Genomic DNA, 26,128 nt, shown 5'->3' with positions numbered 1-26,128 from the left:
CTGACTCACTTCTTCTTCCGATGCTGCTTGATCACCTCACCGAACATGAAGTGCATCTTGGTGCCCTGCGGCCAGCCGACGTAATAGCAGAGGAAGAGGCTGATCTCCTCGAGCTGTTCGGGAGTGAGCTCGCCGTTCCCGAGGGCGGCGCCGGCCTGGATCTCGGCGACGTCGGTGTTGTTGCTCGCGGCGAGCGCACCGAGCAGGAGCAATCGGCGATCGCGGTTGGACAGACCGTCGCGCGCCCAGACGTTGCCGAACACCTGGTCGGCCGTGTGCGCGAAGTAATCGCCCGGGCCGTCGCTCACCTCCCAGCCGTAGACCTCGGACATCTTCGCGAGTCCGCGCCTGCGCACCTCGTCGGGTGCGTCGCCGGAGATGTCGGATCGGGTCATGCTGGTTCTCCTTCGAGGTGGGGGACACCGAGCCCGGCGGCCAGATTCCGCAACGCGAGCTGCCCGAGAGGCAGATCGACACCGAGTTCTTCGCCGAGAGCGAGTGCGAGCGTCAGGTCCTTCTCCCCCAGGGTACGGACGCCGGTGAGGATTCCGTACCAGGGATCGTCGGCCGCGACCGGAGCGGTGGTGTCACGCAACATGATCGCCCCGGGCCCACCGGTCACGGCGTCGGAGTGCCGGACCACCTTGCCGAGCTTGGCGATGTCGATGCCGGCGGCCTCGGCCAGTCGCGCGGCCTCGGTGGTCGCGGTGAACGAGATGAAGTGGAGGAGGTTGCGCGCCAGCTTCATCCGGGTGCCCGAGCCGACCTCGGGTCCCGCGTGGACGAGCATGTCGGCGGTGAGCGCGAACGGTTCCTTCAGTTTCTCGTACGCCTCACGCGGCCCGCCGACCATGATCGCGAGCCGGCCCGACGCCGCACCCATCGCGCCACCGGAGATGGGGGCGTCGAGCAATGTCACCTCGCGCGCCGCGCATTGTTCGGCGAGTTCGGCGGCGGTCTCCGGCGCGATCGTCGAGTGGACGGTGATGATGGTGCCCGGGCGAGCCTCGGACAGCAGGCCGTCCGGCCCGGCGACCACTGTTCGGACCTGGGCGTCGTCGAGGACGCAGATGCCGATGATGTCGGCCGACGCGGCGAGATCGGCGAGCGAACCCGCGGCCGCGGCCCCCTTCTCGACGACCTTCGCGATGGCCTCGGACGAGAGGTCGAACACCGTCAGACCGCCGCGCCACGCGGCCAGACTCCCGGCCATCGGACCACCGATGTTGCCGAGTCCGACATATCCCAGCCGAATCGGGTCCGGCCGGGTGGGCGTCGATTCGCTCATGAGCGGATGACCTGGCCGCCGTCGACGTTGAAGATCTGCCCGGTGATCCACCCGGCTTCGTCGGACAGGAGGAACAAGCACATGCCGACGAGATCCTCCGGCGTGCCGAAACGCTTCAGCGGCAGACGATTCACGATGTCGGCGACCATCTCCTTGGGTGTCGTGGTCCGAGTCGCCTCGGTGTCGATGGGCCCGGGGGCGATCGCGTTGACGCGGATGTTCTGCCCGCCGAGTTCGGTGGCGAGCTGCTGTGTCAGACCGTTCACCCCGACCTTGGCCAGGCCGTAGAAGCCGCTGTACAGCCACGCGGCGGTGGAGGACTGGTTGACGATGGCGCCACCACCATTGGTCATGTGCGGGTAGACCGCCCGGGTCACGTTGAGCGCGCCGTCGAGGTTCACGCTCATGAACTTCTTGTAGTAGTCCCAGGGCACGGTGATGAGGAAGTCGAGTTTCATCCCGCCGTAGATCGCCGCGTTGTTGACCAGGCCGTCGACCGAGCCGTAGGCGTCGACGGTGGCCGCGGCGAGCGCCTTCGCCGAATCCTCGTCGGCCACATCGGTGTTGACGTACAGTCCGCCGATGTCGGCCGCGACCTGCTTGCCCTTGTCGTCGGCGAGGTCGGCGACCACGACGTTCGCGCCTTCGGCGGCGAGCCCGCGGGCGTACGCCTCACCGATCCCGCCTGCCGCGCCGGTGACGATGATGGTCTTGTTCTCGAAACGCTTGGAACTCATTGTCCTGCTTTCTGTGTGGTCGGTGGTTGTCGAAGGGTCACGCCGGACGCGCGACGGCCTTGGTCTCCAGGTACTCCTCGAAACCGGCGACTCCCATCTCGCGGCCGATGCCGGACTGTTTGAAGCCGCCGAACGGGACATCGGCGGAGTACCAGATGCCGCCGTTGACGCCCATCGTCCCGGTGCGTACTCCGTTGACGACCTTGTTGATCCGCTCCTCGTCGGACCCGTAGACCATGCCGGACAGGCCGTACGGCGAGTCGTTGGCGATGCGGATCGCGTCGTCGTCGCCGTCGTGGGGAATGATCACCAGCACCGGACCGAAGATCTCCTCCTGCGCGACTCGCGCCGAGTTGTCCAGGCCCGAGATCAGGGTCGGCTCGACGAAGTAGCCGGCGGGCTTGTCGGCGGGACGTCCGCCACCGATCTCGATGGTGCCGCCCTCGCTGGTGGCGAGTTCGATGTAGGACTCGATGCGCTGACGCTGCCGGGCGGAGATGACCGGTCCGCAGATGGTGCCGCCGTCGGTCGGGTCTCCGGCGGGCAGGCCGGCCATCGCGTCGCGGGTGGCGGTGATCGCCTCGTCGAGTCTGCTGCGCGGCACCACCAGGCGCGTGGTGATGGCGCACCCCTGACCGGCATGGGTGACGACGTTGAATGCGGCCATGGCGCAGGCAGATCCGATGTCGGCATCGTCGAGGACGATGAAGGCCGACTTGCCGCCCAGCTCCAGGAACACCTTCTTGAGCGACTCGGACGCGGCGGCCATCACCTTCTTGCCGGTCGCGGTGGAGCCGGTGAACGACACCAGGTCGACGCGGGGGTCGGTGCTGAGCTGGGCGCCGAGCTGGTGGTCGGTCGAGGTGACGATGTTGAGAACACCGGGCGGGAAGTCCGTCTCCTCGGCGACGACCCGGCCGACGAGCGCGGCACACCACGGGGTGTCGGGTGCGGGCTTGAGCACGACCGTGCACCCGGCGGCCAGGGCGGGGCCGATCTTGGCGAAGTTGATCTGGTGCGGGAAGTTCCACGGCGTGATCGCGCCGACGACGCCCACGGCCTCCGAGCGCAGCTCGCGATGGTTCTTGAGGCCCATGGGTTTGGCGGTGCCGAGGTCACGGGTCCACTCGTAGCTCTCGGCGAGGTCGGCGAAATAGCCGAGATCGGTGACCGGTCCCTCGAACTGCGGGCCGTGGGTGAGGAAGGACGGGCACCCCACCTCGGCGATGGTGAGTTCGCGGAGCTCGTCACCGTGGGCGAGCAGGGCGTCGCGCAGCTGACGGAGACAACGGGCGCGGAAGGCGTGGTCGCGCGACCAGGCGGTGGTGTCGAAGGCGGTGCGTGCGGCCGTGATGGCGGCGTCCATGTCGGCCGAGGTGGCGTCGGCCGCCTGCCCGATGACCTCCTCGGTCGCGGGATTGACGACGTCGAAGACGCCACCGCTCCCGGGGGTGAGTTTGCCGTCGATCAACAGATCCGACGCGGATTCGGGGCGAAGAGGCATGAGCTGGAACTCCATCTGGACAGGTGTCTGGACTCGCGTTCAAAGCTAGTGTAGCGTGGCTCACATGTCCAGCCCCGTGTCTCAGGAATCCACTCGCCGCAGGCTGACCCAGCAGCAGGCGGAAACGGTCACTCGCCTCACCGATGCCGCAGTCGATGTGCTGAACGCAGAGGGTTTCGACGGTCTCACCGTGCGGACGGTGGCCAAGATCGCCGGGGTCGCGCCGGCCACCGCCTACACCTACTTCTCGTCGAAGAGTCACCTGGTCGCCGAGGTGTTCTGGCGTCGCCTCTCGGCCGGCGTGCTGGAGCCGGATCCCGCTGCGCCACGGAGCGAGCGCGTCGCGCAGGTGCTCCGCGAGGTCGCGCTGGTCGTGGCCGGCGAGGGGCAACTGGGCGGTGCGGTGACGGTGGCCCTGCTGGGCAGTGATCCCGACGTCGAACACCTGCGCGTGCGAATCGGTGCTTTCATCCGACGTCGCCTCGCCGCGGCACTCGAAGAGGACCCGGAGAATCCGGGCCCGCTCCTGGACACCCTGGAGATGATCTACTCCGGCGGCCTGGTCTACGCCGGCATGGGGCACATGACCTACGAGCAGACCTCCGAACGTCTTGTCGCAGCCGCACATCTACTGATGGAGAAGTGATGACCGAATCGACGACGGTGTCGGGAATGGAGCACGAACTCCCCTTCGACCCGTATGCCTATGGTTTCCACGAGGATCCGTACCCCACCTATCACCGCCTCCGGACGGAATCGCCGGTGTACTACCACAGCGGGATGGACTTCTGGGCATTGGCCGGACATGCCGACGTCCGTGCGGCTTTCCGTGACACACAACGACTCTCGAACAGCTGGGGCGTGTCGATGGACCCCTCGGCGTACGGTCCCGACGCACACAAGTCGATGTCCTTCCTCGCCATGGACGACCCCAAACACATGCGCATCCGCAAACTGGTCTCCAAGGGTTTCACGCCTCGCCGGGTCAACGAACTCACCGGCCGGATCACCGCCCTCACGCACCAGCACTGGAGCAAGTGTCTCGACAAGGGGGAGTTCGACTTCGTCCACGACTTCGCCGCGCTGCTCCCGATGGACGTGGTGTCCGAGCTGCTGGGTGTCCCCGAGGCCGATCGCACCAGGCTGCGCCATCAGTCCGACCTGCTCCTCCACCGCGAGGACGGCGACCTCGACCTCCCCGAGGCGGCGGTCTACGCCTACATCGAACTGCACAACTACTATTCGGAGCTCATCGCCGACCGCCGCAAGAACCCCGGCGAGGATCTGGTCTCGGCCCTCATCGCGGCCGAGATCGACGACGACGAGACCGGCGAGAAGACACGGCTCACCGAGGACGAGATCGTCGGCTTCATGGTCCTGATGGTGGTGGCGGGCAACGAGACCACGACCAAACTCCTTGCCAACGCCCTGTATTGGGGCTGGCGCAATCCCGACGAACTCGCGAAGGTCTTCGCCGACCCGGAGGTCGTCGTCCCGGACTGGACCGAGGAGACGTTGCGCTACGACAACTCGACGCAGATCGTCGTGCGACGGGTGGTCGAGGACGCCCCGTACGGCGACTTCGTGATCCCGGCGGGCGATCGAGTGCTCCTCCTCGTCGGTTCGGCGAATCGCGACGTCGAGGTGTTCGGCGCCGATGCCGACCGGTACGAGATCGGCCGCGACTGCGGCCAGGCCCTGATGAGCTTCGGGCTGGGAGCGCACTTCTGTCTCGGTGCGCACCTCGCACGCCTGGAGGCGAACATCGGCCTGACCGAGGTCGTCAAATCGATCCGGGCGGTGGACATCGACGCCGACAAGGCGGTCCGGGTCCATTCGGTGAACGTGCGCGGCTTCGCCGAACTCCCGGTGAAGGTGACGGTGCGCTGATGGCCTTCCGTCCCCATCCCGAGCGGCGACCGGTCCTCGTCGCCGGCGCGTCGTCGGGCATCGGTGCCGCCACTGCCGAATTCCTCTCCACCGCCGGTCATCCCGTTGCCCTCGCGGCCCGCCGGGTGGACAAGCTGCAGGAACTGGCCGACACGATCACGGCGCGGGGCGGCGAGGCCGTCGCGGTGCCGTTGGACGTCACCGACGAACAGTCCGTGCTCGACTGTGTGGCGAAGGCCGAGGCCGCTCTGGGGCCGCTGGAGATCGTCGTCGCCGGCGCCGGCGACCTCGCGGTCGGGCTCTCCTATGAGACCGGGACCGACCATTTCGCCGACCAGATCAACATCCATCTCACCGGCGCCTACCGGATCTACCGCGCGGTCATCGGTGGCATGATCGAGCGCGCCCGAGGTGATTTCGTGTTCATCGGGTCCGATGTGGCGATTCATCCGCGACCCTGGTCGTCGGCGTATGTCGCCGCGAAATCCGGTATCGACGGGCTCGTTGCGACCATTCAGCTCGAACTCGAGGGCACCGGTGTGCGGGCCGGGGTCGTCCGCCCCGGGCAGACGCTCACCGGCATGGGGATGAACCTCGATCCGACGACGACCGAACACATGCTCAACGACTGGATCACACACGGTCTGGCCCGCCACGGCAATTTCCTCTCGCCCGAACACATCGCGCAGGCCGTCGCGGCCATGGTGTCCATGCCGCGCGGCGCGCACATGCGGTCGGTCGAGGTGGAGGCCGAAGGCGCGGTCAGCGACAAGAAACGACAGGCAGCACAGGAGAAGGGGACGGACAAATGACCGCCATCACCGAATCAGGCCTGAGACAACCGAATCGCGTCTCGGGTGGCGAGGGCGAACACGGACATCTCGACGAACTCGCGACCGACCCGATCTCGCTGTTCTGGCGCGTCCGCGAGGAGTGCGGGGACGTCGGCTTGTTCCAGCTCGCCGATCGGGAGGTGGTGCTGGTCTCGGGGTCGGCCGCGAACGAGGAGTTCTTCCGCGCGCCCGAGGAGGATCTCGACCAGGCCGCCGCCTACCCGTTCATGACGCCGGTCTTCGGCGAAGGCGTCGTGTTCGACACGAGCCCCGAGGAGCGGTCCAAGGCGATCCACAACTCGGCGCTCAAGGGCGCACACATGAAGCAGCACGCGGTGACCATCCCGAACGAGGTCGAGCGGATCATCGCGGGGTGGGGTGACGAGGGGGAGATCGATCTCCTCGACTTCTTCGCCGAGCTGACTCTCTACACGTCGTCGTCGTGCCTCATCGGGCGGAAGTTCCGGGAGCGGCTCAACGGGCACATCGCGCACCTGTTCCACGACCTGGAGAAGGGCACGGACCCGATCGCGTACGTGGACTACAAGGCCGACATCGAGAGCTTCCGCAAACGTGACGAGGCCCGGGCCGAGCTGGTCGAGTTCATCCAGGGCGTGATGGACGAGCGGATCGCGAATCCGACCGAGGACAAGGAAGATCGCGACCTGATGGACGTCCTGGTCCAGGTCGGATTCGACGCGAACACCGTCACCGGCATGTTCATCTCGATGATGTTCGCCGGCCACCACACGACGTCGGGCACCGCCGCGTGGACCCTCATCGAACTGTTGCGCAACCCCGACTACATGCGACGGGTGTACGACGAGCTCGACGAGATCTACGGCGAGACGCCGCCCGGTGAACGTCCGGAGTACACCTTCGCGCACACCCGTCAGATGCCGCAGCTCGAGAATGCACTCAAAGAGGCGCTTCGGTTGCACCCACCGCTGATCATCCTCATGCGAGTGGTGCAGCACGACTTCCACGTCGAGGACTTCGAGGTCAAGGCCGGACAGTCGATCGCCGTCTCGCCGGCGATCTCCAACCGGCTGCCCGAGGACTTCCCCGGCGCAGACAGCTTCGACCCGGACCGCTACGACAAGCCGCGGCAGGAGGACCTGGTCAACCGGTGGACCTGGATTCCCTTCGGCGCCGGCCGCCATCGTTGCGTCGGCGCGCAATTCGCGATCATGCAGTTGAAGGCGATCTTCTCGGTGCTCTTCCAGAACTATGAGTTCGAGATGCTGCAGCCCCCGGAGAGCTACCGCAACGACCACTCGAAGATGGTGGTCCAACTGCAGCAGCCCTGCCGCGTCGCCTACCGCAAGCGTCAGGACGCCTGATGCGCGTCGAGGTGGACCTGGACCTCTGCCAGGGGCATGGGATGTGCGAGCTCGAGGCGCCTGAGGTCTTCGCCGCGCACACCGACCATGTCGAGATCCTCGACGCGACCCCCGACGAATCCCAGCGCGCCGAGGTCGAGGCCGGCGTGCACTACTGCCCGACGCAAGCCCTCCGGATCATCGAGGGCTGAGTTCTGAACACGTCGCCCTCGCAATACCAGAACGACCGAATGAAGGTGGAAGACATGTCTTTTGACCGTGCGGAACTCGACGAGATGAAGGAGCGGTGGCTCGCCGCCAACATCGAGGCCGAGAAAGCGGGGGACTGGAAACCCCTAGCCGACTTCTACACCGAGGACGCCACCTACGGGTGGAACTACGGCCCTGAGAAGGATTTCATGGCCGTGGGTCGCGAGGAGATCCGCGAGCTAGCCCTCGGCCAGGAGATGGAGGGCCTGCAGGGGTGGGAATATCCCTACCAGGCGTGGGTGATCGACGACCAGACCGGCGACATGATCGGACTCTGGAAGCAGATCTACGAGGGCACGCGCGAGGACGGCAGCCATTACGCACTGGAGGGTATCCAGGGCAGCTGGTTCAAGTACGGCGGGAACTTCCAGTTCCGCTGGCAGCGCGACTTCTTCGACTACGGGAACGTGTCGGCGCTGTTCATCGAGATGATTAAGAACAACGCGATGAGCGAGCCGATGCTGAAGCGGGTGGAGAAGTCGGCGCCGGGAAACCTGCCGGGGTGGTACGACTTCGGCAAGGCCCCGGTCAAGTTCTGGTGACCTGAGATGACTTCCACAGCCCCGGCCTACCAAGGTCTGAGTCAGGATCAGCTCGCCGTTCTCGTACCCGAACTGCTGCTGTCGGGTCAGATGATCGACCGCAGCGGGATGGCTCACCTCATCAGTGCCTTCGGCCGGGACGTGATGGGCAAGGTCGCCATCGAGGAGTGGATGGCGGCGAGCCCGGTCTACACGCACCGGATGCGCACCGCCCTCGGGATCGACGGCGACGGCGTCGAGGACATGTTCAAGTGCCTGCAGCTCGACATCGGCGCGCCACCACAGTTCATGGACTTCCGCTACCGCATCGACGACGAGTACCACGGTTCGTTCGTCCTCGATCACTGCGGCGCATTGCTCGACGTCGAACCTCTCGGTGACGACTACGTGACGACCATGTGCCATGACATCGAGGACCCCACTTTCGACGCGACGGCCATCGCCACCAATCGGCGGGCGCGGATCCGGCCGGTCCATCGGCCACCGCGCCGGCCGGTCGATCGAACGCCGCACTGCGAGTGGACGGTCACGATCGAGCCGGATCGTGACGAGTTGCCGCTGCCCCCGGACTCCGTGGACATGTTCGGCACCCGGGCCGGGCAGCTGGTCCTGTCGCCGATCGACACCACGGAGACCGACGGCTGGGTCGACTACCGCGGCCCGCTCGTCGAGGACCTCCAGTTCGCGGAATGGTCGACATCGGCCCTCGTCCGCGTCGCCGAAGAGGTTGCGCTGCAACACCAGTTGCTGTCGCTGGGCTTCCTCGTCAGTCTGCGCAGGTCCGCCGAGAGCGAGGCGCAGGCCACCGAGATCTTCCGCAAGCAGTTGACCGGCATCGCCGGGCTCGCCGCCGACCGGATTCGCGTCGCGCTCGGATTGTCCGCCGACGCCGCAGGTCTCGCCGGGGTACTCGCCCTGCACCCGTGCTTCGGCCCGGTCCAGTACACGGGACTGACCGCCGAGGCCGACGGGGACACCGTCGTCGTCCGCATCCCGCAAGAATCCGATGCGATGACCGACGGCGGCTGGGTGTCGATCCTGGACGCCGATCACGTCGAGCCGCTCCAGGCCGCGGCCACCGCCGTCGACCCGTATCTCGCAGTCGCGGATGCGACGGAGGCCGGCGGCGATCTGGTCGTCCGGATCGTCAAGACGGACAGTCCGCGAAAGGAATACGGCGAGGTGGCCGTCGCACGATTCAGCGGGGGAGCCAGTTTCGAGTTCGTCGACCGCGGGCGGTCGATCCCGATCACGCCGGTGGGCAGCTCGGCGTGACCTCCGGCGGTGGCTGGTCACCCGGCGGCGCTGGACTCGGGGGCCGGGTCGCCGTGGTCGCCGGGGCCACGCGGGGCATCGGTCTCGCGGTCTCGTACGCGCTGGCCGGCCAGGGGGTCTCGGTCGTGGTCAACGGACGCGACCCGCAGGCGGTCGCCGACACGGTCGCCGAGATCCGCGGGGGCGGGGGTTACGCCGTGGGCGTCCCCGGCTCCGCGGGTGACGACGGAGTGGCCCAGACGATGGTCGAGACGGCACTGGCGGAATTCGGTGCCCTCGACATCGCCATCAACTGTGCCGGGATCGCCGAACCGTCCGGTTCGACGGTCCTCACGATCACCCCGGACGAGTTCCGTGCCCAGGTCGACGCCCACCTGATGAGTGCGTTCCACCTGCTGCAAGCTGCCGGGCGGGTGTTCGTCGAGCAGGGTTCCGGGTCGATCGTCCTGACCGGTTCGGCAGCGTCACTCGGAATGTTCGGCGGCAGCGGGTACCCCGCCGCCAAGGGCGGTGTCAATGCGCTCGCTCTCGCCGCGGCCGCCGACCTTCGGGACCACCGGGTGCGTGTCAACGTGGTGATGCCCGGTGCGAAGTCGCGGTTGTCCTCCGGTGAGGACTACATCGCCCACATCGAAGGACTCCATCGCCGCGGGATACTCGACGACCTCACGCGCGACGCTGCTCTCGATCCCGCCCCACCCGAGTACGTCGCGCCGCTGTACGTGTTCCTGGCCGGTGACGCGGCCGAACACATCACCGGTGAGATCTTCAGTGCGGCCGGTGGATTCATCGGTCGCTTCGAGTCGCAGCAGGCGAGCTTCGTGGCCTACCGCGACCACAAGGACACCTCGCCCTACAGCCTCGACGAGCTCGCCGGCATCCTGGCCGGGCCTGCCTCGCCCTGAGCGGGTCGCGTCACCCGCTCTCTGAGGAGTGAGCGGTGACCCCGCTCTCTGAGGAGCTAGCGGTGACCCCTTCCGCTCCCTGAGCCTGGATCTTTCACGTGAGGGTTGGGCTTGGTGGGGTTGTGGTGTGGGCGTGCGGGGGTTCCGGCGTGTGTGGCCGGTTCTTCGGGTCCTGGTTTGTCGGGGGGTGGGGCTGCAGTGACTGAGTGCGTGGTTGTTGGGGTGCTCAGGTGGTGTGTAGTGCGGTCCAGCCGGTGGTGATGGCTTTGAGGTGGGGCCAGTTAGTGGGTAGTCGCAGGAGTTGGCGTCGTCCGGAGTGGATGATGCGCCCGGCCACGGCGAGGATGCGTAGGCGTAGTTGTTTGGGTTCCCATCGGCGGATTGTGGCGTGAGGGTCCCAACACAGGGTTTGGGTCCACACGAGTAGTTCTGTTGCCAGACAGACTATTTCCAGCCAGATCTGGTTTTTGGTGAACGCCTGGAACGGCAGGTTGGCCAGTCCGGTGTCTTTGAGGTTGCGGATGCGGTCCTCGGCGCGGGCGCGTTGGCGGTGGCGTAGTTCGAGGGTGGGTAGCGTCCAGCCGGTGCCGCGGGTGTTGGTGGCGAACACGGTGTAGCGGCGGCCATCGATATCGGTCAGCCGTAGTTGGGCCCCGGAGTGGGGGTACTCGCGGCGGACGATGACGCGCATCCCTGCCGGCCATGAGGGGGCATCAGCGTGGGCCGGGGCGGGGATCGTGCTGGTCAGCTCGGCGACGTGGGCGTCGAGTCGAGGTTCACCGTGGGTGTCGATGGCTGGTTGCCAGGCCTGTTCGGGTAGGTGAGCGAGTGCGGTTTTGATGGTGTCGGAGACGATGTAGCCGATCGAGTACTGCAATCCGGCGTCGGTGATGTGGCCCAGGAACTCTTTGGAACATCCCGCGGCGTCGGTGCGGACGAGTACCTGGCCGCGTTCACCGGCCGGTAGCTGGTCCAACGCGGCGCTCAGCGTGGTGATGTGCAGGTCAGCGCCTTGGGGTGAGGCGCCGCCGCGGCGGAGGTCGCAGATGAGTGGTTCACCGGTGCCGTACTGGCCGTGATCGAGCAGTGCGCACATCGGGGCGTGGCCGTACTGGCGTTTGTAGTTGATTTCGGCGTGTTCTTTGTCCGAGTGCGCGGTCACGGTGGTGGCGTCGAGATCGATGATGACCTGCCCGCCGTCGAAGCTGCCCGGTCGTCCGTCCAGGGGCCGTCGCCGCGCCCACACGCGTTCTCGGCAGTGTGCGCGGGCCTGGCGGATGGCGGCCACGGCTGCGGTGGAGTCCTCGGCGAGTGTGTTGATCAGGCGAGAGGCTGTCGGGTCTGAGGCGACGGTGCCGAACAGGGCGGGTTGGGCGCGCACGATCGCCAGATCAGACACACAGTCACCGCCCACGGCGACCGCGGTCGCGAGGTCGAGCAGCACTTTGGCGGGGTGGTGCACGGTGCGCGAGGTTGTCCACGGCATCAACGCAGTGGTCAGGGCGGTATCGAGACCGGCGATCTGCATGGTTTTGCGGAGCAGGACCGCGCCGGTGGTGCTGGTCAGTGACTCGCTGCGGTCGGTATCGACAACCAGATGTGGGTAGCGGTTATGCTTCACGTGCGAAGTGCCTCTCTGCGCCAGGATCATTGTCTTGTGGTGATTCAATAATCCACTGGCAGACAGGCACTTTCGCGTATTCACACGCCGACAACCCCACAAACCCATGAAATATCCAGGCTGAGGAGCGAGCTTGCGAGCGTCACGAAGGGTCTGACGAGGCGCCTTGGGGGACCCTTCGTGGCTCGTCGCTTGCGCTCCTCGCACCTCAGGGAGTGGTGGGTTGTTGCTTGCGCTCCTCGCACCTCTGGGAGCGGTGGGGTTGTCGCTTGCGGTTCTCTCACCTCAGGGGTGCCGCTCAAACAGCGCGGCGCGCGACGCGGCGTTCGAGCCAGAACCGGGCACCGTCGGCGATGGCCTCGGTCACCGGGCGTGGTTGCCAGCCGAGGTCGCGTTCGGCCTTGCCGTGGTCCATCTCGGACATGAAGTGCATCAACCGGACCGAGGGGATCGTCAACTGCACCGGCTTGCGGGTCAGCGCCGCCCACGTGGAACCCACTGCCCCGAAGGTGTAGAGCGCGGCGCGGTTGAGAACCAGACGCGGGGCCGGCCGGCCTGCGGTCGCGGCTGCGATGGCTACGATCTCACCGGTGTCGATGGATCTCTCGGAGACGATGTAGCGTTCGCCGACCTCGCCGCGGTCCGCGGCGAGGAGGAGCGCGTGCGCGGCGTCGTCGATGCCGACCGACTCGGCGCGACAACCGCGAACGGTGAACGGCAACCTGCCCAGCGCCGCGCCCGCCACGAACGCGCCGTGCGGGGTGGGTTGCCAGTCGCCGGGGCCATAGGTGTTGGCGACGCACATCGCGACCGCGGGCACCGCGCCGTCCTGCGCTCGGTTCACCACCAGAGCTTCGGCGGCCACGCGGCTCTTCACATACTCAGGAGCCCGCGCGGCCCAGTTGAACTCGTCGTCCTCGGTCGCTTGACGGCCGTCCACCCGGCCGATGGTCGCCGCGGTGCTGGTGAACACGAACTTCCGCAGTGGCATCCGAGCCGCGACGTCGAGCACCGAGCGCAGGGCTTCGACATTCGTCCGGTACAGCGGTGCGGGGTCGCGCAGCCACGCGCGCGTGTCGACCGCACAGTGGAACACCACGTCGCACCCGTTCATCGCTCGAGCAACCGCGTCGGCGTCGAAGAGGTCGCCCGTCACGTGGTCGATGGGGAGACCGGCCAGGGTACGGAGGTCGCTGGTGGGTCGTGTCAGCACTCGCACGTCGTCACCCGCCTCCACGAGCTGCCGCACGAGACGGGAACCCAGAAACCCGTTGCCTCCGATGACGAGTGACGGCACGGTTCAGAGTCCTCCGGGCGCGAGGTCGTCGATCGCCGCCGCGCTCCGGGACAGCATCGCGTCGAACATCGCGTTGCCCCGCTCGGTGGGTTGCGCCGCCGCGGAGCCGAACACGATGATCAGCGGGGCCTGGATGAGGTTTCCGACGTAGTCGTCCCAGCATTCGTCGAGCGTGTAACCGCTGACGCCTGCGATCGTCAGTGCTCGATGGTACGAGGCGACGATGCCGCGCTCGTGCCGGCGCCGATCGTCGGTGCTCAGACTGGTGCTCAGGAGAAAGGCGATGTCGCGCAGCGGATTACCGGTGGTGATCGTCTGCCAGTCGATCACCGTGACCTCCCCGGAGGGTCCGAACAGGACGTTGTCCACGCGGAGGTCGCCGTGGATCAGGGCGGCGTTGTCCAGCGGGGCGACCAGCCACCCACCGGCCTCGCGGACGAGCCAGTCGACGGCCGCCGACGACGGGCCGTCGGGGGAGAAGCGTTCGCGGTACACCTCGGCCATCGGAGCGAGGATCGATTCCATCACCTCCCGGTCGGCGTCGGTGGGCAACGGCATGTCGGCCAGAAGGGCCGGATCGTTCCATCGGGGAGCGTGCAGGCCGGCGGCCGCGACGGCGATCGACTCGGCCTGCGCCGGTGTGCAGCCGGCGATCTGGTCACCCTGCACAGCGGCGCCCATGTCCTCGAGCAGGAGAACGAACTCGGTGCCCGGATCAGAGATCGTCGCGGCGAAGCAGGTGGGTATGGGGACAGTGAACGAGGAGGCGAGGTCGCGGTAGAACCGCACCTCGTTGCGGAACACCCCGGATCCGAACTCGCGCTGGTCCGGTGTTCCGGTGGCGAGTTTTGCGATGACCGTGTCGGGCAACGCCGCTGCGTTCTCGTGGTCGAGATGCAGCCGATACGACCCGGCCATCTGCCCGGTGCCGACCGGCTCGGTCCGGACCGAGCCGATGTGGACGTCGTGTCCGTTGGCGGCGAGAAACGCGGTCAACCACTCCGGGCTGAGTTCGTCTACGCGGGTGGGGATTCCGACGGTGTCCGGCACGGTCACGCCCTTTCGGTTCAGCGGTACGGATAGGGCCGATGTGACCGGGCTCACCCAGGCCGCTGGTCGCGACACTACCGAGGAAATGGACTGGTGTCCAGGGAGGCGGACGACGGTTTCGGTGTGTGGTGGGTTCTTGCCTCACGGCGGCTCCGAGAGCAGCAAATCCATTCCGCCACAAGACGGATCGTGCTCGACTAGGCTGCGCGCAGATGCGGTGACCCGAGTCGCGGTCGCCGGGAGAGGGGAAGGGCGAGTGAACACCAGACTCGACGGAAAGGTCGCCCTCGTGACGGGCGCGGCGCGCGGCCAGGGCCGCAGCCACGCCGTGCGGATGGCCGAAGAGGGCGCCGACATCATCGCGATCGACATCTGCGATCAGATCACCACGGTCAACTACGCGATGAGCACTCCGGATGACCTGCAGCAGACCGCCAAGATGGTCGACGCCACGGACCGCAGGGTGATCGCCAAGATCGCCGATGTCCGCAGCCGCGATGCGCTGCAAGCCGCGATCGACGATGCCGTGGCGCAATTCGGCAGGCTCGACATCGTCGTGGCCAACGCCGGGATCAGCGCCCTCGGACCCGAGAGTCCCTCGGTCACATGGATGAACACCGTGGCGGTCAACCTCGGTGGCGTGATCAACACCCTCGAGCTGTCGTTGCCTCACCTCGAGGCCGGTGCGTCGATCGTCTGCATCGGGTCGATGGCCGCGTTCATGCCGTCGTTCGAGTCCGCGCAGGCCGGACCGGGTGCGGGCGGGTACGGCCACTCGAAACGGGCGGTGGCGCGACTCGTCAACGACCTCGCACGACATCTGGCGCCGAAAGGCATCCGCGTCAACGCGATTCATCCCGGCAACGTCGACACCGCGATGGTGCACCACGACGAGATCTACCGGTTGTTCCGTCCCGACCTGGAGAAGCCGGACTACGCGGACGTCAAGGATGTCTTCGCCTCGCTGCACGCGATGCCGGTGGATCTGCTCGCACCCGAGGACGTCACCGAGGCGGTCCTCTACCTGGTGTCCGATGCTGCGCGGTATGTGACCGGTCAGCAGCTTCGGGTGGAGGCTGGCGCGTTGCTCAACTCGGTTCCGCCCGGCGTGCCCGACTGAGCGTGCGCCGATCAGGTCACCCCGCAACAGAACCCGGGTTCACGGGCAGCTGTCGCCTGGCGGGCCGGATCGAGCGATACGCACTCAGTACCGGCAACAGTTCCGACGGTGCGGCGCCGTGCATGATGACCGAGTCGACACCGAGGTCGAACTGCCGAGCCACGGTGGCCGCACAGCGCGCGGCGGTCCCGACCGCGCTGTCGGCGACCCAGGACGCCGGGATGACCTCGGCGAGCTGTGTGAGTTCGTCAGCGGTCGCGGTGGCGTCGATCGGTCCGCGTGCGCCGGCGAAAGCCGGACTCTCCCTGATCCGGTCGAGATCCTCTCGGTGCCAACCATTGGCGCGCATGAGAACATCCGGATACCCCTGGAGATAGGTCGCGAGCCGGCCGTACAGGCGACGCAGCCGATCGTCCTCGGCGAGTTGATCGGGAACGGTCGCCACCACAGACCAGATACGCACCGAAGCCGGGTCCCGGCCGGCCTCCTCGGCCGCCCCTCGCACCGTCTCGACCGCAGCGGTCGTGGCGGCGTCGGAGAAGAAGGTGTGCAGGACCACCCCGTCCGCGATTCGTCCGGCGAGACGCAAGGTGTTGGGCGACATGGTCACCAGCAGGATGGGAACCGGTGGGACGACGACCCCGAGGTTGAGGTAGTCGTAGGCGCCGAGCGGTCCGTCGTGCCCGAGGACCATCTCGCCCCGCCAGAGGGTGCGCAACACCGAAGCCGCGTCGGTGAGTTGGGCACTCGTGACATCGGGGACGCCGAGAACCTGCCACTGCATGGCGAATCCGCGCCCGAGGCCGAGTGCGAACCGCCCACCTGTCATCGCCGACAACGTGGCGCCCATGGACGCGGTGATGATGGGATGACGGGTGTTGTGGTTGGTCGCGGCCGTGGCGACGCCGATGCGGCGGGTCGCCGCTGCCAGACCTCCCGCGAGCACGGCGGCATCCTTGACGTTGAAGCGCTCGGAGACGAAGGCGGCGCCGAAGCCCTCGTGATCGGCCAGCCGCGCCTCGTCGGCGAGCTCGGCGGGATCGACCGGATGCCGGGACAGGGCGTAGTAACCGATCTCGGGAAGTGTCTGGTGTGCGGTCGAATCGGGAGACGACACCGCCGCGGGCGAGGTCATGCTTGTGCGGCCACCGCTTGCCGGTACACGCGGGTCCGGGCTTCGCGAACCCAGAGTCGGCCCGATCCGGGCGTGGCGCCCTCGGCCTTGAGGGTCCGTTTCAGGATCTTGTTCGTCGCGGTCGTCGGGAGGTCGTCCTCGATCCGGACGTAGGTCGGCCACGCCTTCGGTGACAGGTCCGGTTGCGCGGCAAGCTGTTCGGCGAAGGACTCCGGTGTGAGTTCGACGCCGTCCTGCAGGACCACCGCGGCCATCACCGCGTCGCCGACGTGTTCGTCCGGAACGGCGTAGACCGCAACGCGATTGATCTCCGGAACACGCAGCAGCACGCGTTCGATCGGACCGGCAGCGAGATTCTCGCCGTCGACGCGCATCCAGTCGCCGGTTCGGCCGGCCAGGTAGATCCAGTCGTCGGAGTCCTTGTAGGCCAGGTCGCCCGACCAGTACATCCCGTGGCGGAGTCGTTCGCTCGTGGCGTCGGCGTCGTTGTAGTAACCCATGAACATGCCGCCGCCCTCGATGTTCACCAGCTCGCCGATCGCGTCGTCGGCGTTGAGAAGTGCGCCATTGGAGTCGAATTCGGCCCGCGGGCACTCGGTCAGCGTCGACGAGTTGTACACGGCGACATTCGGGAAGCCCTTGCCGATCGAACCGTGCGGGGTGCCGGGCTCTCGGGTGATGATGATCGCCAGTTCCGTCGAGCCGAATCCGTCCCACACGGTGCAACCGAAACGGCGGGAGAAGTCGTCGATGTCGCGGTCGGTGGCCTCGTTGCCGAACGCCACCCGAAGTGGGTTGTCGGCGTCGTCGGGCTTCTCCTCGGTCGCCAGGATGTAGGCGAGCGGCTTGCCGACGTAGTTCATGTATGTCGCGTTGTAGCGGCGGATGTCGTCGAGGAAAGTCGAGGCGGAGAACTTGGCCGGTGCGATCGCTGCACCACCGCACAGCGCCACGCAGTAGCCACCCATGAGTGCGGCGCTGTGGAACAGGGGCATCGAGAGGTAGCACACGTCGCCGGGGCCGATGTCGTACTTGTCGGCGAGCACCGGGCCGGCGAACGGCATCATCAGATGCGCGAACTGGACGGGCTTGGGATTGCCACTGGTGCCCGAGGTGAAGATGAGCATGAACGTGTCCATCGCCCCGGGTACCGAATGGGGCGTCAGTTCGCCTGCGCCGGAGATCATGTCGGTCCACTGCTGGGTGGAGGTGTCCAGCACCGTCACGCCGGGTAGCTCCAGGCCGTCGAGGAGCGGTCGGTGTTCGGCGTCGGTGAGGAGGATCTGGCAGTCGGCGCGCAGGATGTCGGCGGCGAGGCCGTCACCGCGGCGGGTGTTGTTGATCCCCGCCGTCACGTATCCGCCCAGTGCGCCGGCGGCCAGAGCGATCAGCATGTCCGGGGTGTTCCCGAGCAGTGCCCCCACGTGGAGTGGGCGCTGCGGGTCGGCGACCCCGAGGATCGCCGACGCCGCCCGCTCGGCATCGCGTATGTACTCGCGCCAGGTCCATTGCCGGCCCTCGAAGGTGATCGCGAGGTTGTCGTCGTCGGCGCGTGCCTGCAGGAGCTGGGTGACTGTCTCGGCCATGCGGCAAATCTAGAACGTGTTCACCCCACGTGTGTACAGATTTGCAGAATTGTCTACTCGGTTCTGGAGAGCCCGCTCCGCCCCGGGGAAGAACGTTGAAGGATCAGCGGGTGAACGATCCGCTGCCCGGCACGACCGTGAAGGTCTGGTCACCCTTGCCGAGAATCGTCGTCGTGAACTCGACCGAGCCCGCCCCGGTGGCGACGGCGACGCCGTCCGACGGGCGCCCGTCAGTGCATGCCGCGAAGACCTCGTCCCCGGATGTCCCGGACGAGGTGTTCTTCCAGGTGATCCCGACGCGTGCGTCCTTGAGGTTGGTGGCGCAGGCCTCGGTGGGAGTGGTGTCGAGTGAGATTCGCGTGACCCCGGGTTCGGTGGCCGAGGCGAGAATGCTCGCCACGAATCCGCCGGTGACGCCCTGGGAGCCGACGGTGACGCCGGCATTGGGGATCTGCTCCACGCTGAGCGGCCGCTCAGCGGGTTCCGCAACGGCGGTGCCCGCTCCGGCTCCGAACGCTCCCACTGCCGCAATCGCCCCGATTGTTGCCACAGTCTTGCGTCGCATCTGTCTCTCCCGTCACTTTGGACACGTACGAGGCCCAGACTACGGGAGTGAGATTCGACTCTCCACTGTGAAATCGGCTGCACATCGCTGATAGAAGAGTTTTCATGAGCGAGCCGCACGACCCCCTGTCCGCATTTCACGTCGGAGACATCGCCGTGTCCGAATCGTGGGTACGTGCCTCGCAGCAGCTGTGCACGCGTTTCGTTGATCATCGCGGACTGATCGAGGTGCCGGCCCTCGCGGTGCTGTTCGACCACTGCGGCGGCATCCCGTTCCTGCTCGCCCACGGCGACCCCGACGCGGCGACCCTCCAGGCGCGCCTGTCGATGTCGAGTCACGGGCGTGCGGGCATCGGGGATTTGCTCGCGGCGCGCGCCGAGGTGGTCATGCACGACGACGGGTGGGGCTCGACGACGGTCGAGATCCGCACCGGAGCCGGGGATCTGTGCTGTGTGGGGACTGCGCGCAACGTCCGAGTCGGTCGTGTCACGACCGGGGCCACATCGGCCGCCGAGCCGGGCATGGCGACGCCGCGGTGCGTCGACGCGGACGAGCCCGCACTGCCCGAACCGATACCGGCCACGCTGTCCGGGCGTGCCGTCGTCGACGAGATCGCGTCGAAGGTGCGCGAACCCGGCCCGCTCACCGACATGCTCAACGGCCGCGTCGAGGTCATCGACGGTACCTCCGACCGCGAGTCCGGTATCCGCTTCCGCAGTGCCACCGAACCCTGGATGGGCAACATGTTCGGCACCATGCACGGCGGTGTCATCGCCACGATCGTCGGTCAGGCCGCGTCGTTCGCCGGACATCTCCACGCCGGTGCCGGCCAGGAGTACTCGATCGGGGACATGGCGATCGGCTTCTACCGCTCACCTGCTGTCGACGGCAGTGAAGTGGTGGTCGAGGTGACGCCGATCAAGCTCGGCAGGCGCATCTCGTCCTTCGAGGCGACGATGACCTCCTACGACGACGTCCTGCTGAGCCGGGCCACGGTCGACATCCACTACCGCTGACCGCAGCTGGGTCTCGGGCTGGCCGAGCAGCGTCGACCGAGCGTAGTGAGGCCGCGTGGTGCTCCTGCTGGCCGAGCAGCGTCGACCGAGCGTAGCGAGGCCGCCGCGTCCGTCGAGGTCACTTTCTCGTGCTCGGGTCGCCAGGTGGCTTCGACTCGGCGCCTCGCTTCGCTCGGTGCCGGCTCAACCAGCGGTGGGAGCGTCGATCGACGAGCGGTGGGGCTGCCTGCTCTACAGGCGGTGGGCTACAGAAACAATCAAGCACGCTTGATTTCTTCTGCGCTCGTATGTGAGGGTGATCGCATGTCTGATGGACGCACCGCCGTGATCGGCGTCGTCGCCGATCTAGAGGCCGAATCCGCGCAGCTGGACGCGGTGGTCGCCGGTCTCGACGACGCGGGCTGGGCCACGCCGACACCCGCGCCGGGATGGACCGTCGCCCACCAGATCGCGCATCTGGCGTGGACCGATGAGGTCGCCGCTGTCGCGGCCACCGATCCCGATCGCTTCGCCGAACTTCTCGGCGAGGCGGCGGACAGCGTGGCGACCTTCGTCGACGACGCGGCCGAGGCCGGCGCGGCCGCACCGGTCGGGGAGATCCTCGCCGGGTGGCGAGCCGCGCGTGAGCGTCTCGCCGACGCCCTGCGTGAGGTTCCCGCCGGCGTCAAGATCCCATGGTTCGGCCCGCCGATGTCCGCGGCGTCGATGGCCACCGCGCGACTCATGGAGACCTGGGCACACGGCCTCGACGTCGCCGATGCCCTCGGTGTTTCCCTGCCGCCCACCGACCGGATTCGCGGGGTCGCGCACATCGGTGTGCGCACCCGCGACTTCGCGTACGTGATCAACGGCCGGACCCCGCCCGCCGAGCCCTTCCACTACGCGCTCACCGCGCCGTCGGGTGAACTGTGGACCTGGGGGCCGGCGGACGCGTCGAACAGCGTGCGAGGACCGGCGCTCGACTTCTGCCTCTTGGTCACGCAGCGGCGCGCACTCGCCGACCTCGACCTCGAACTCTCCGGCTCCGCCGCGGTCGAATGGTCCGGCATCGCACAGTGTTTCGCGGGGCCGCCCGGACCGGGTCGCGAACCACGCGGGCGCTGAGACGCCCCGACCCCGCCGAGGCCCGACGGACAGAGACCGATCGCCGTCGAATCACCGATCGCACGCAGTCCCGACAGGAGAACACGATGCCCATCGCCAACCCGATCTGGGAGACACCGGAACGTCTCGAATTGCGTTCCACTGTGCGGCGATTCGTCGACAAGCACATCCTCCCGCACCAGGACGACTGGGAGCGGGACGGAGCGATCCCGCGTGAACTGCACGTCGAGGCAGCCAAACTGGGCCTGTTCGGGCTCGGGGTTCCCGAGGAGGTGGGCGGCTCCGGCGGCGACCTGATCGACAGCACGATCCTCGGCGAGGAACTGCACTACGCCGGTGCGGCCGGCGGCGTCTTCGCGTCGTTGTTCACCCACGGCATCGCGCTGCCGCATCTGATCGCGGCCGGCGACCCCGACCAGATCGACCGCTGGGTGCGGCCGACGCTGGCGGGCGAGAAGATCGGGAGCCTGGCGATCACCGAGCCGGGCGGTGGCAGCGACGTCGGTCATCTGACGACCAAGGCCGAGCGCGACGGGGATGAGTACGTCGTCAACGGTTCGAAGACCTACATCACCTCCGCGGTCCGGGCCGACTTCGTCGTCGTCGCCGTCCGCACCGGAGGTCCCGGGGCAGGCGGTGTCTCGCTGCTGGTCGTCGAGAAGGGGACGCCCGGCTTCTCCGTCACCCGCAAGCTGGACAAGATGGGCTGGCGCAGTTCCGACACCGCCGAACTGTCCTTCGTCGACGCCCGGGTGCCGGTCGGCAATCTCGTCGGACCCGAGAACTCCGGATTCGCCCAGATCGCCACGGCTTTCGTCACCGAACGGTCCGGCCTCGCGGTCCAGGCCTACGCCAGCGCACAACGGTGTCTCGACCTGACCCTGCAGTGGGCGCGTGATCGGGAGACCTTCGGCAAGCCGATCATCGCCCGGCAATCGGTGCAGGACACGCTGATCGAGATGGCCCGGCGCATCGACATCGCGCGGACCTACACACGCGCTCTCGTGGAGCGCAAGGTCAGCTCCACCGACGACCTCATCGCCGAGGTGTGTTTCGCGAAGAACACCGCGGTCGAGGCGGGGGAGTGGGTGGCCAACAAAGCCGTTCAGCTGCACGGCGGCCTCGGCTACATGACCGGCACCGAGGTCGAACGGCAGTACCGCGACATGCGCATCATCGGAATCGGTGGCGGCACCACCGAGATCCTCAACGGACTGGCCGCCAAGCGGCTCGGCTACCAGGCCTGACCGGCCCGCCGGAACGCCCGCCCGCGGGACCGTTCCGCCGACGAACCTCATCGACGACTGACAGGGAGTATCGAGATGACCGTGGACACCAATCCGTTCGTGGAGACCACCGAACGAGCCGAACTGCGCGCCGCGGTCGCCGGACTGGCGGCGAAGTACGGACAGGAGTACTTCCGCGAGTGCGCGCGAACCGGCCGTAAGACCGACGAGTTGTGGGCCGAAGCGGGCAAGCTCGGCTTCATCGGGGTCAATCTCCCCGAGGAGTACGGCGGGGGCGGTGCCGGGATGTACGAGCTCGCGATCGTGATGGAGGAGATCGCCGCGTCGGGAACCGGACTGCTCATGCTCGTCGTCTCACCGGCCATCTGCGGCAACGTGATCGCGCGGTTCGGCACCGACGAGCAGAAGCAACGCTGGCTGCCGGGTCTCGCCGACGGGTCGATCACGATGGCGTTCGGGATCACCGAACCCGATGCCGGCTCCAATTCCCACCAGATCACCACCACGGCCCGCCGGGACGGTTCGGACTGGCTGCTCACCGGCCAGAAGGTCTACATCTCCGGCGTCGACCAGGCTCAGGCGGTGCTGATCGTCGCACGCACCGAAGACGCCAAGACCGGCAACCTCAAGCCCGCGCTCTTCATCGTCCCCACCGACTCCGAGAACTTCTCGTACACCATGATCGACATGGAACTGCAGAACCCGGAGAAGCAGTTCCAGCTCTTCCTCGACGACGTGCGGCTACCGGCCGACGCGCTCGTCGGCTCCGAGGACGCCGCACTCAGTCAGCTGTTCGCGGGACTCAATCCGGAACGGATCATGGCCGCGGCGTCGGCCGTCGGGATGGGCCGCTTCGCGCTCGACAAGGCGGTGTCGTACGTCAAGGAGCGCACGGTCTGGAAGACGCCGATCGGCGCGCACCAGGCGATCGCGCATCCGCTCGCGCAGGGCAAGGTGGAACTCGAGATGGCCAAGCTGATGATGCAGAAGGCCGCGACCCTCTACGACGCCGGCGACGACTGGGGCGCCGCCGAACCGGCCAACATGGCGAAGTACGCGGCCGCCGAGGCCTGCGTGAAGGTCGTCGACCAGGCCGTGCACTCCCTGGGCGGCAACGGACTGACCACCGAGTACGGACTGGCGCCGATGCTGAGTCTGGCCCGGATCGCCCGCATCGCACCGGTGAGCCGGGAGATGATCCTCAACTTCGTCGCGCAGACCAGCCTCGGGCTGCCGAAGTCCTACTGAGGCCCGCGGTGACCGCATCCTCGGCGAATGTCCGCTCACCGCAACAGGAACGCTCGCGACTGACCCGCGAGCGCCTGTTGCGGTCGACGATCGACGCGCTGGCCGCGGACGGCTGGGCCGCTGCGACCGTGGCCGCGGTCGCCGAACGCGCCGGCGTGTCCCGCGGCGCGGCGCAACATCATTTCCCGACGCGCGAGACCCTCATCACCGCGGCGCTCGAGCAGGTCTTCGAGGACATGACGCGTGCGGCCGGCCAGGACCCCGGGGCATCGTCGGAGCCGGCTGACGAGGTGACCCCCGACCGGGTCATTCGTGCCGTGCGGAGGGCCGTGGACGTCTACACCGGCACCGAATTCAAGGCCGCACTCCAGGTGTGGGCGGCCGCCGCGTCCGATCCCGCACTGCGGCGGCTCATCCTGCCGCTCGAGGCGAAGTTCGCGCGGGCGGCTCACCAGCGCACCATGGCCGCGATGGGGGTGTCCCCGGACGACGAGACCGGTTACCGGCTCGTGCAGGCGACACTCGACATGGCGCGCGGACTGGGTCTGGCGGACACGCTGTCCGACGATTCGGCACGACGCGCGCTGGTCGTCGACACATGGTCGGCGCAGCTCGTCGCCGCGTTCGGGACCGGGTCCGCGGACCGGCCGGGCTAGACCCGTTCGGAGGCGGGGTGTTCGGGGTCCGGGTGTTCGGGCTCTGGCGGGCCGGGTCGCCGGCCACGGGTGCCTGCCCAGTAGACACCGAACGACATGAACGCCATACCGACGAACACGACGACGAGTGAGATCGTCATCGACAGATAGCCCTGTTCGCGCGGATCGATGAACGGGTAGGGATACCAGTTCACGATCGGCCCGCGGATCAGCGTGTAGACGCCGTACACGAACGGGATCGCGAGCCAGGTCAGCCAGGAGCGCTCCGGTAGTCGGCGGGCGCGCACCACGATCCAGTCCAGGAGCATCACCAGCGGGATGACGCGGTGCAGCACGTCGTTCACCCAGGCATAGGTGACGTCGACGTCGATCCCCTGCAGCAGAAGTGCGTAGACGATCCCGGTGATGACCATGCATGTGGTTGCCGCTCCGCGAAGCCACTCCCACACCGGCGTCCCGGGCGCGAGGAGGCCCCCGGCGAGCAGGACGATCGCGGCGAAGATGTTGCTCAGCACCGTGAAATAGCTGAAGAAGTTGGCGAGGGTGAACCCGGCGTCGCCGTAGCGCAGCGCTGCCTGGTAGACGAGGGCGCTGATGCCGAGCGCGGCAAAGGCGATGCGGAGCAGACGTATCCACCAGGTTGCGGTCACGTCAGCAATTCAAGCACCTCCGACCAAGGTGACCCGGTGAATCGCTCGCCGACATGGGTGGCCGGTTCGCCCGAGGGAGACGACACCTCGGGCGAACCGACCGGGTCTCACTCCGCGTGGATGATGACCCCGCGGATGTTCTTGCCGTCCCGCAGATCCTGGTACCCGTCGTTGACCTGGTCGAGGGTGTAGGTCTGCGTGATGAGTTCGTCGAGCTTGAGCTGCCCGGCGTCGTAGAGACGCAGCAGTTTGACGATGTCGTACTGCGGGTTCGCCGACCCGAACAAGCTGCCCTTGATCGTCTTCTGGTTCAGGGTCAGGTCGGTACCGGAGACCTGCACGGTCAGCTTCGTCGGATCGGCGAGACCCGTGATCACGACCGTCCCGCCCTTGCCCACCACGGCGGTCGCGTTCGCCACCACCTCCGCGTCGACCGTTCCGACGAGGATCAGAGCCTGATCGGCGCCCTGTCCCCAGGTCAGCTCGTTGACCTTCTCCGCAGCCTCGGCAGCGTCGGCGAATGCATGTGTCGCACCGAATTTCAGCGCCGTGTCCCGCTTGAGGGCGACCGGGTCGACGACCACGACGTGCTTGGCTCCCGCCGAGACCGCACCCTGTACCGCGTTGATGCCCAGGCCGCCGATGCCGTAGATCACCACTGTGTCGCCGGCACGGACACCGCCCGCATATACCGACGTGCCCCAGCCGGAGGGCACGCCGCAGCCGACGAGCACCGCCTTGTCGAGCGGCAGCCACTCGTCGACCTTGACCACCGAGTGCTGCGAGATAGTCGCGCGTTCGGCGAAGGTGCCGAGCATGCACATGGCGCCGAAATCATCGCTGCCGGAATGGAACCGGAACGTGCCGTCGGGCATCGACCCCTCGAGGATGGTGGCGCCCATGTCGCAGAGGTTCTGCCGACCGGTGGAGCAGTAGCGGCAGGTGCCGCAGTTCGGGATGAAGCTGCAGACCACGTGGTCGCCGGGCTTCACCTTGGTGACCCCGGGGCCCACGGCTTCGATGATCCCCGAACCCTCGTGGCCGCCGACGATGGGGTAGCGGGGCGGGAGATCGCCGTCGGTGAGATGCAGGTCGGAGTGGCAGAGGCCGGCCGCGGTGTACTTGATCAGCACCTCGCCCTCGCGGGGCTCGTCGAGGTCGAGTTCGACGATCTCGAAGGGCTTTCCGGGTGCGGTGAGGACGGCGGCCTTGGTGGTGAGAGACATGAGGTTGTGCTCCTTGGGTATACGGGAAGGGGGCGTGCGGC

26 protein-coding genes are annotated in these 26,128 nt (G+C 67.4%); 14 read left to right on the top strand and 12 right to left on the bottom strand.

Going from position 1 to position 26,128, the window contains the following annotated elements; all coding sequences use genetic code 11:
• Positions 1 to 5 precede the first annotated feature (5 nt).
• From KTR9_RS20245 to KTR9_RS20230, 4 genes are read right to left on the bottom strand one after another with little or no spacing between them, the layout of a single operon-like run.
• Positions 6 to 395, bottom strand: a complete 390-nt coding sequence (locus KTR9_RS20245) for a carboxymuconolactone decarboxylase family protein (RefSeq protein WP_014927915.1) — start codon at positions 393 to 395, stop codon at positions 6 to 8.
• A complete protein-coding gene (locus KTR9_RS20240; RefSeq protein ID WP_014927914.1) occupies positions 392 to 1,288 on the bottom strand; it encodes an NAD(P)-dependent oxidoreductase in 897 nt (298 codons plus the stop codon). The genes KTR9_RS20245 and KTR9_RS20240 overlap by 4 nt, the downstream gene beginning before the upstream one ends.
• The gene (locus KTR9_RS20235; protein ID WP_010840535.1) at positions 1,285 to 2,025 is read right to left on the bottom strand and encodes an SDR family oxidoreductase; all 741 of its coding nucleotides are present in this window, start codon (positions 2,023 to 2,025) and stop codon (positions 1,285 to 1,287) included. The genes KTR9_RS20240 and KTR9_RS20235 overlap by 4 nt, the downstream gene beginning before the upstream one ends.
• Positions 2,026 to 2,062: 37 nt before the next feature.
• Entirely contained in the window at positions 2,063 to 3,529 is a 1,467-nt protein-coding gene (locus tag KTR9_RS20230) for an aldehyde dehydrogenase (protein WP_014927913.1), read from the bottom strand.
• A gap of 64 nt (positions 3,530 to 3,593) precedes the next feature.
• Here KTR9_RS20230 and KTR9_RS20225 point away from each other — a divergent pair, with 64 nt between their 5' ends.
• From KTR9_RS20225 to KTR9_RS20190, 8 genes are read left to right on the top strand one after another with little or no spacing between them, the layout of a single operon-like run.
• Positions 3,594 to 4,175, top strand: coding sequence for a TetR/AcrR family transcriptional regulator (locus tag KTR9_RS20225; RefSeq protein WP_035716876.1), 582 nt, complete (start codon positions 3,594 to 3,596; stop codon positions 4,173 to 4,175).
• The gene (locus tag KTR9_RS20220) at positions 4,175 to 5,419 is read left to right on the top strand and encodes a cytochrome P450 (protein WP_010840532.1); all 1,245 of its coding nucleotides are present in this window, start codon (positions 4,175 to 4,177) and stop codon (positions 5,417 to 5,419) included. The genes KTR9_RS20225 and KTR9_RS20220 overlap by 1 nt, the downstream gene beginning before the upstream one ends.
• Positions 5,419 to 6,231, top strand: a complete 813-nt coding sequence (locus tag KTR9_RS20215; protein ID WP_014927910.1) for an SDR family oxidoreductase — start codon at positions 5,419 to 5,421, stop codon at positions 6,229 to 6,231. Before KTR9_RS20220 ends, KTR9_RS20215 begins: the two co-directional genes overlap by 1 nt.
• Positions 6,228 to 7,595 (top strand): cytochrome P450, encoded by a 1,368-nt coding sequence (locus KTR9_RS20210; RefSeq protein WP_014927909.1) that lies wholly within the window; start codon positions 6,228 to 6,230, stop codon positions 7,593 to 7,595. Before KTR9_RS20215 ends, KTR9_RS20210 begins: the two co-directional genes overlap by 4 nt.
• The gene (locus KTR9_RS20205) at positions 7,595 to 7,786 is read left to right on the top strand and encodes a ferredoxin (RefSeq protein ID WP_004022803.1); all 192 of its coding nucleotides are present in this window, start codon (positions 7,595 to 7,597) and stop codon (positions 7,784 to 7,786) included. The genes KTR9_RS20210 and KTR9_RS20205 overlap by 1 nt, the downstream gene beginning before the upstream one ends.
• A gap of 54 nt (positions 7,787 to 7,840) precedes the next feature.
• On the top strand, positions 7,841 to 8,386 hold the full coding sequence (locus KTR9_RS20200; RefSeq protein ID WP_044508149.1) for a hypothetical protein: 546 nt from the start codon (positions 7,841 to 7,843) through the stop codon (positions 8,384 to 8,386).
• Between the two features lie 6 nt (positions 8,387 to 8,392).
• On the top strand, positions 8,393 to 9,661 hold the full coding sequence (locus KTR9_RS20195) for a hypothetical protein (RefSeq protein ID WP_014927907.1): 1,269 nt from the start codon (positions 8,393 to 8,395) through the stop codon (positions 9,659 to 9,661).
• Positions 9,658 to 10,566, top strand: a complete 909-nt coding sequence (locus KTR9_RS20190) for an SDR family NAD(P)-dependent oxidoreductase (RefSeq protein WP_014927906.1) — start codon at positions 9,658 to 9,660, stop codon at positions 10,564 to 10,566. The genes KTR9_RS20195 and KTR9_RS20190 overlap by 4 nt, the downstream gene beginning before the upstream one ends.
• Positions 10,567 to 10,792: 226 nt before the next feature.
• Here the strand turns inward: KTR9_RS20190 and KTR9_RS20185 are convergent, their stop codons facing one another.
• The 3 genes from KTR9_RS20185 to KTR9_RS20175 form a co-directional block, all read right to left on the bottom strand.
• On the bottom strand, positions 10,793 to 12,187 hold the full coding sequence (locus KTR9_RS20185) for an IS1380 family transposase (RefSeq protein ID WP_014927905.1): 1,395 nt from the start codon (positions 12,185 to 12,187) through the stop codon (positions 10,793 to 10,795).
• A gap of 298 nt (positions 12,188 to 12,485) precedes the next feature.
• Positions 12,486 to 13,484 carry an NAD-dependent epimerase/dehydratase family protein gene (locus KTR9_RS20180; protein ID WP_044507164.1) on the bottom strand — a complete coding sequence of 333 codons (999 nt, stop codon included), beginning with the start codon at positions 13,482 to 13,484 and terminating at the stop codon, positions 12,486 to 12,488.
• A gap of 3 nt (positions 13,485 to 13,487) precedes the next feature.
• Complete coding sequence (locus KTR9_RS20175) at positions 13,488 to 14,540, bottom strand: phosphotransferase family protein (protein WP_014927903.1); 1,053 nt, start codon at positions 14,538 to 14,540, stop codon at positions 13,488 to 13,490.
• Between the two features lie 250 nt (positions 14,541 to 14,790).
• On the opposite strand from KTR9_RS20175, the gene KTR9_RS20170 reads away from it, so the two are divergent.
• The gene (locus KTR9_RS20170) at positions 14,791 to 15,654 is read left to right on the top strand and encodes a mycofactocin-coupled SDR family oxidoreductase (protein ID WP_014927902.1); all 864 of its coding nucleotides are present in this window, start codon (positions 14,791 to 14,793) and stop codon (positions 15,652 to 15,654) included.
• 16 nt (positions 15,655 to 15,670) lie between these two features.
• Here the strand turns inward: KTR9_RS20170 and KTR9_RS20165 are convergent, their stop codons facing one another.
• The 3 genes from KTR9_RS20165 to KTR9_RS20155 form a co-directional block, all read right to left on the bottom strand.
• Positions 15,671 to 16,789 (bottom strand): TIGR03857 family LLM class F420-dependent oxidoreductase, encoded by a 1,119-nt coding sequence (locus tag KTR9_RS20165; protein ID WP_014927901.1) that lies wholly within the window; start codon positions 16,787 to 16,789, stop codon positions 15,671 to 15,673.
• Complete coding sequence (gene fadD1 / locus KTR9_RS20160; RefSeq protein WP_014927900.1) at positions 16,786 to 18,375, bottom strand: fatty-acid--CoA ligase FadD1; 1,590 nt, start codon at positions 18,373 to 18,375, stop codon at positions 16,786 to 16,788. Before fadD1 ends, KTR9_RS20165 begins: the two co-directional genes overlap by 4 nt.
• Before the next feature lie 103 nt (positions 18,376 to 18,478).
• On the bottom strand, positions 18,479 to 18,940 hold the full coding sequence (locus KTR9_RS20155) for a hypothetical protein (RefSeq protein WP_014927899.1): 462 nt from the start codon (positions 18,938 to 18,940) through the stop codon (positions 18,479 to 18,481).
• A 104-nt stretch (positions 18,941 to 19,044) separates the two neighbouring features.
• On the opposite strand from KTR9_RS20155, the gene KTR9_RS20150 reads away from it, so the two are divergent.
• The 5 genes from KTR9_RS20150 to KTR9_RS20130 all read left to right on the top strand — a co-directional run bounded on the left by KTR9_RS20150 (position 19,045) and on the right by KTR9_RS20130 (position 24,211).
• Positions 19,045 to 19,956 carry a PaaI family thioesterase gene (locus KTR9_RS20150; protein ID WP_014927898.1) on the top strand — a complete coding sequence of 304 codons (912 nt, stop codon included), beginning with the start codon at positions 19,045 to 19,047 and terminating at the stop codon, positions 19,954 to 19,956.
• Between the two features lie 303 nt (positions 19,957 to 20,259).
• On the top strand, positions 20,260 to 21,060 hold the full coding sequence (locus KTR9_RS20145; protein ID WP_014927897.1) for a TIGR03084 family metal-binding protein: 801 nt from the start codon (positions 20,260 to 20,262) through the stop codon (positions 21,058 to 21,060).
• Between the two features lie 86 nt (positions 21,061 to 21,146).
• A complete protein-coding gene (locus KTR9_RS20140; protein ID WP_014927896.1) occupies positions 21,147 to 22,307 on the top strand; it encodes an acyl-CoA dehydrogenase family protein in 1,161 nt (386 codons plus the stop codon).
• Between the two features lie 75 nt (positions 22,308 to 22,382).
• Positions 22,383 to 23,555 carry an acyl-CoA dehydrogenase family protein gene (locus KTR9_RS20135; protein WP_010840516.1) on the top strand — a complete coding sequence of 391 codons (1,173 nt, stop codon included), beginning with the start codon at positions 22,383 to 22,385 and terminating at the stop codon, positions 23,553 to 23,555.
• Between the two features lie 8 nt (positions 23,556 to 23,563).
• Positions 23,564 to 24,211, top strand: a complete 648-nt coding sequence (locus tag KTR9_RS20130) for a TetR/AcrR family transcriptional regulator (RefSeq protein WP_014927895.1) — start codon at positions 23,564 to 23,566, stop codon at positions 24,209 to 24,211.
• On the opposite strand, the gene KTR9_RS20125 is transcribed toward KTR9_RS20130, so the two are convergent.
• A complete protein-coding gene (locus KTR9_RS20125; RefSeq protein WP_010840514.1) occupies positions 24,208 to 24,861 on the bottom strand; it encodes a Pr6Pr family membrane protein in 654 nt (217 codons plus the stop codon). The genes KTR9_RS20130 and KTR9_RS20125 overlap by 4 nt on opposite strands.
• 107 nt (positions 24,862 to 24,968) lie before the next feature.
• A complete protein-coding gene (locus KTR9_RS20120) occupies positions 24,969 to 26,087 on the bottom strand; it encodes an NDMA-dependent alcohol dehydrogenase (protein WP_044507161.1) in 1,119 nt (372 codons plus the stop codon).
• Between the last annotated feature and the right edge of the window lie 41 nt (positions 26,088 to 26,128).

The sequence above is a fragment of the Gordonia sp. KTR9 genome (genome assembly GCF_000143885.2).
GTDB lineage: Bacteria > Actinomycetota > Actinomycetes > Mycobacteriales > Mycobacteriaceae > Gordonia.
The sequence above is the reverse complement of the archived record's forward strand: the minus strand, read 5'-3'. Positions and strand labels throughout refer to the sequence as shown.

What these genes read in the sequence shown, in the direction of transcription:
- KTR9_RS20245 (WP_014927915.1), bottom strand. Translation starts at nt 395, where the DNA reads ATGACCCGATCCGACATCTCCGGCGACGCACCCGACGAGGTGCGCAGG.
- KTR9_RS20240 (WP_014927914.1), bottom strand. Translation starts at nt 1,288, where the DNA reads ATGAGCGAATCGACGCCCACCCGGCCGGACCCGATTCGGCTGGGATAT.
- KTR9_RS20235 (WP_010840535.1), bottom strand. Translation starts at nt 2,025, where the DNA reads ATGAGTTCCAAGCGTTTCGAGAACAAGACCATCATCGTCACCGGCGCG.
- KTR9_RS20230 (WP_014927913.1), bottom strand. Translation starts at nt 3,529, where the DNA reads ATGCCTCTTCGCCCCGAATCCGCGTCGGATCTGTTGATCGACGGCAAA.
- KTR9_RS20225 (WP_035716876.1), top strand. Translation starts at nt 3,594, where the DNA reads ATGTCCAGCCCCGTGTCTCAGGAATCCACTCGCCGCAGGCTGACCCAG.
- KTR9_RS20220 (WP_010840532.1), top strand. Translation starts at nt 4,175, where the DNA reads ATGACCGAATCGACGACGGTGTCGGGAATGGAGCACGAACTCCCCTTC.
- KTR9_RS20215 (WP_014927910.1), top strand. Translation starts at nt 5,419, where the DNA reads ATGGCCTTCCGTCCCCATCCCGAGCGGCGACCGGTCCTCGTCGCCGGC.
- KTR9_RS20210 (WP_014927909.1), top strand. Translation starts at nt 6,228, where the DNA reads ATGACCGCCATCACCGAATCAGGCCTGAGACAACCGAATCGCGTCTCG.
- KTR9_RS20205 (WP_004022803.1), top strand. Translation starts at nt 7,595, where the DNA reads ATGCGCGTCGAGGTGGACCTGGACCTCTGCCAGGGGCATGGGATGTGC.
- KTR9_RS20200 (WP_044508149.1), top strand. Translation starts at nt 7,841, where the DNA reads ATGTCTTTTGACCGTGCGGAACTCGACGAGATGAAGGAGCGGTGGCTC.
- KTR9_RS20195 (WP_014927907.1), top strand. Translation starts at nt 8,393, where the DNA reads ATGACTTCCACAGCCCCGGCCTACCAAGGTCTGAGTCAGGATCAGCTC.
- KTR9_RS20165 (WP_014927901.1), bottom strand. Translation starts at nt 16,789, where the DNA reads ATGACCTCGCCCGCGGCGGTGTCGTCTCCCGATTCGACCGCACACCAG.
- fadD1 (WP_014927900.1), bottom strand. Translation starts at nt 18,375, where the DNA reads ATGGCCGAGACAGTCACCCAGCTCCTGCAGGCACGCGCCGACGACGAC.
- KTR9_RS20155 (WP_014927899.1), bottom strand. Translation starts at nt 18,940, where the DNA reads ATGCGACGCAAGACTGTGGCAACAATCGGGGCGATTGCGGCAGTGGGA.
- KTR9_RS20150 (WP_014927898.1), top strand. Translation starts at nt 19,045, where the DNA reads ATGAGCGAGCCGCACGACCCCCTGTCCGCATTTCACGTCGGAGACATC.
- KTR9_RS20145 (WP_014927897.1), top strand. Translation starts at nt 20,260, where the DNA reads ATGTCTGATGGACGCACCGCCGTGATCGGCGTCGTCGCCGATCTAGAG.
- KTR9_RS20140 (WP_014927896.1), top strand. Translation starts at nt 21,147, where the DNA reads ATGCCCATCGCCAACCCGATCTGGGAGACACCGGAACGTCTCGAATTG.
- KTR9_RS20135 (WP_010840516.1), top strand. Translation starts at nt 22,383, where the DNA reads ATGACCGTGGACACCAATCCGTTCGTGGAGACCACCGAACGAGCCGAA.
- KTR9_RS20120 (WP_044507161.1), bottom strand. Translation starts at nt 26,087, where the DNA reads ATGTCTCTCACCACCAAGGCCGCCGTCCTCACCGCACCCGGAAAGCCC.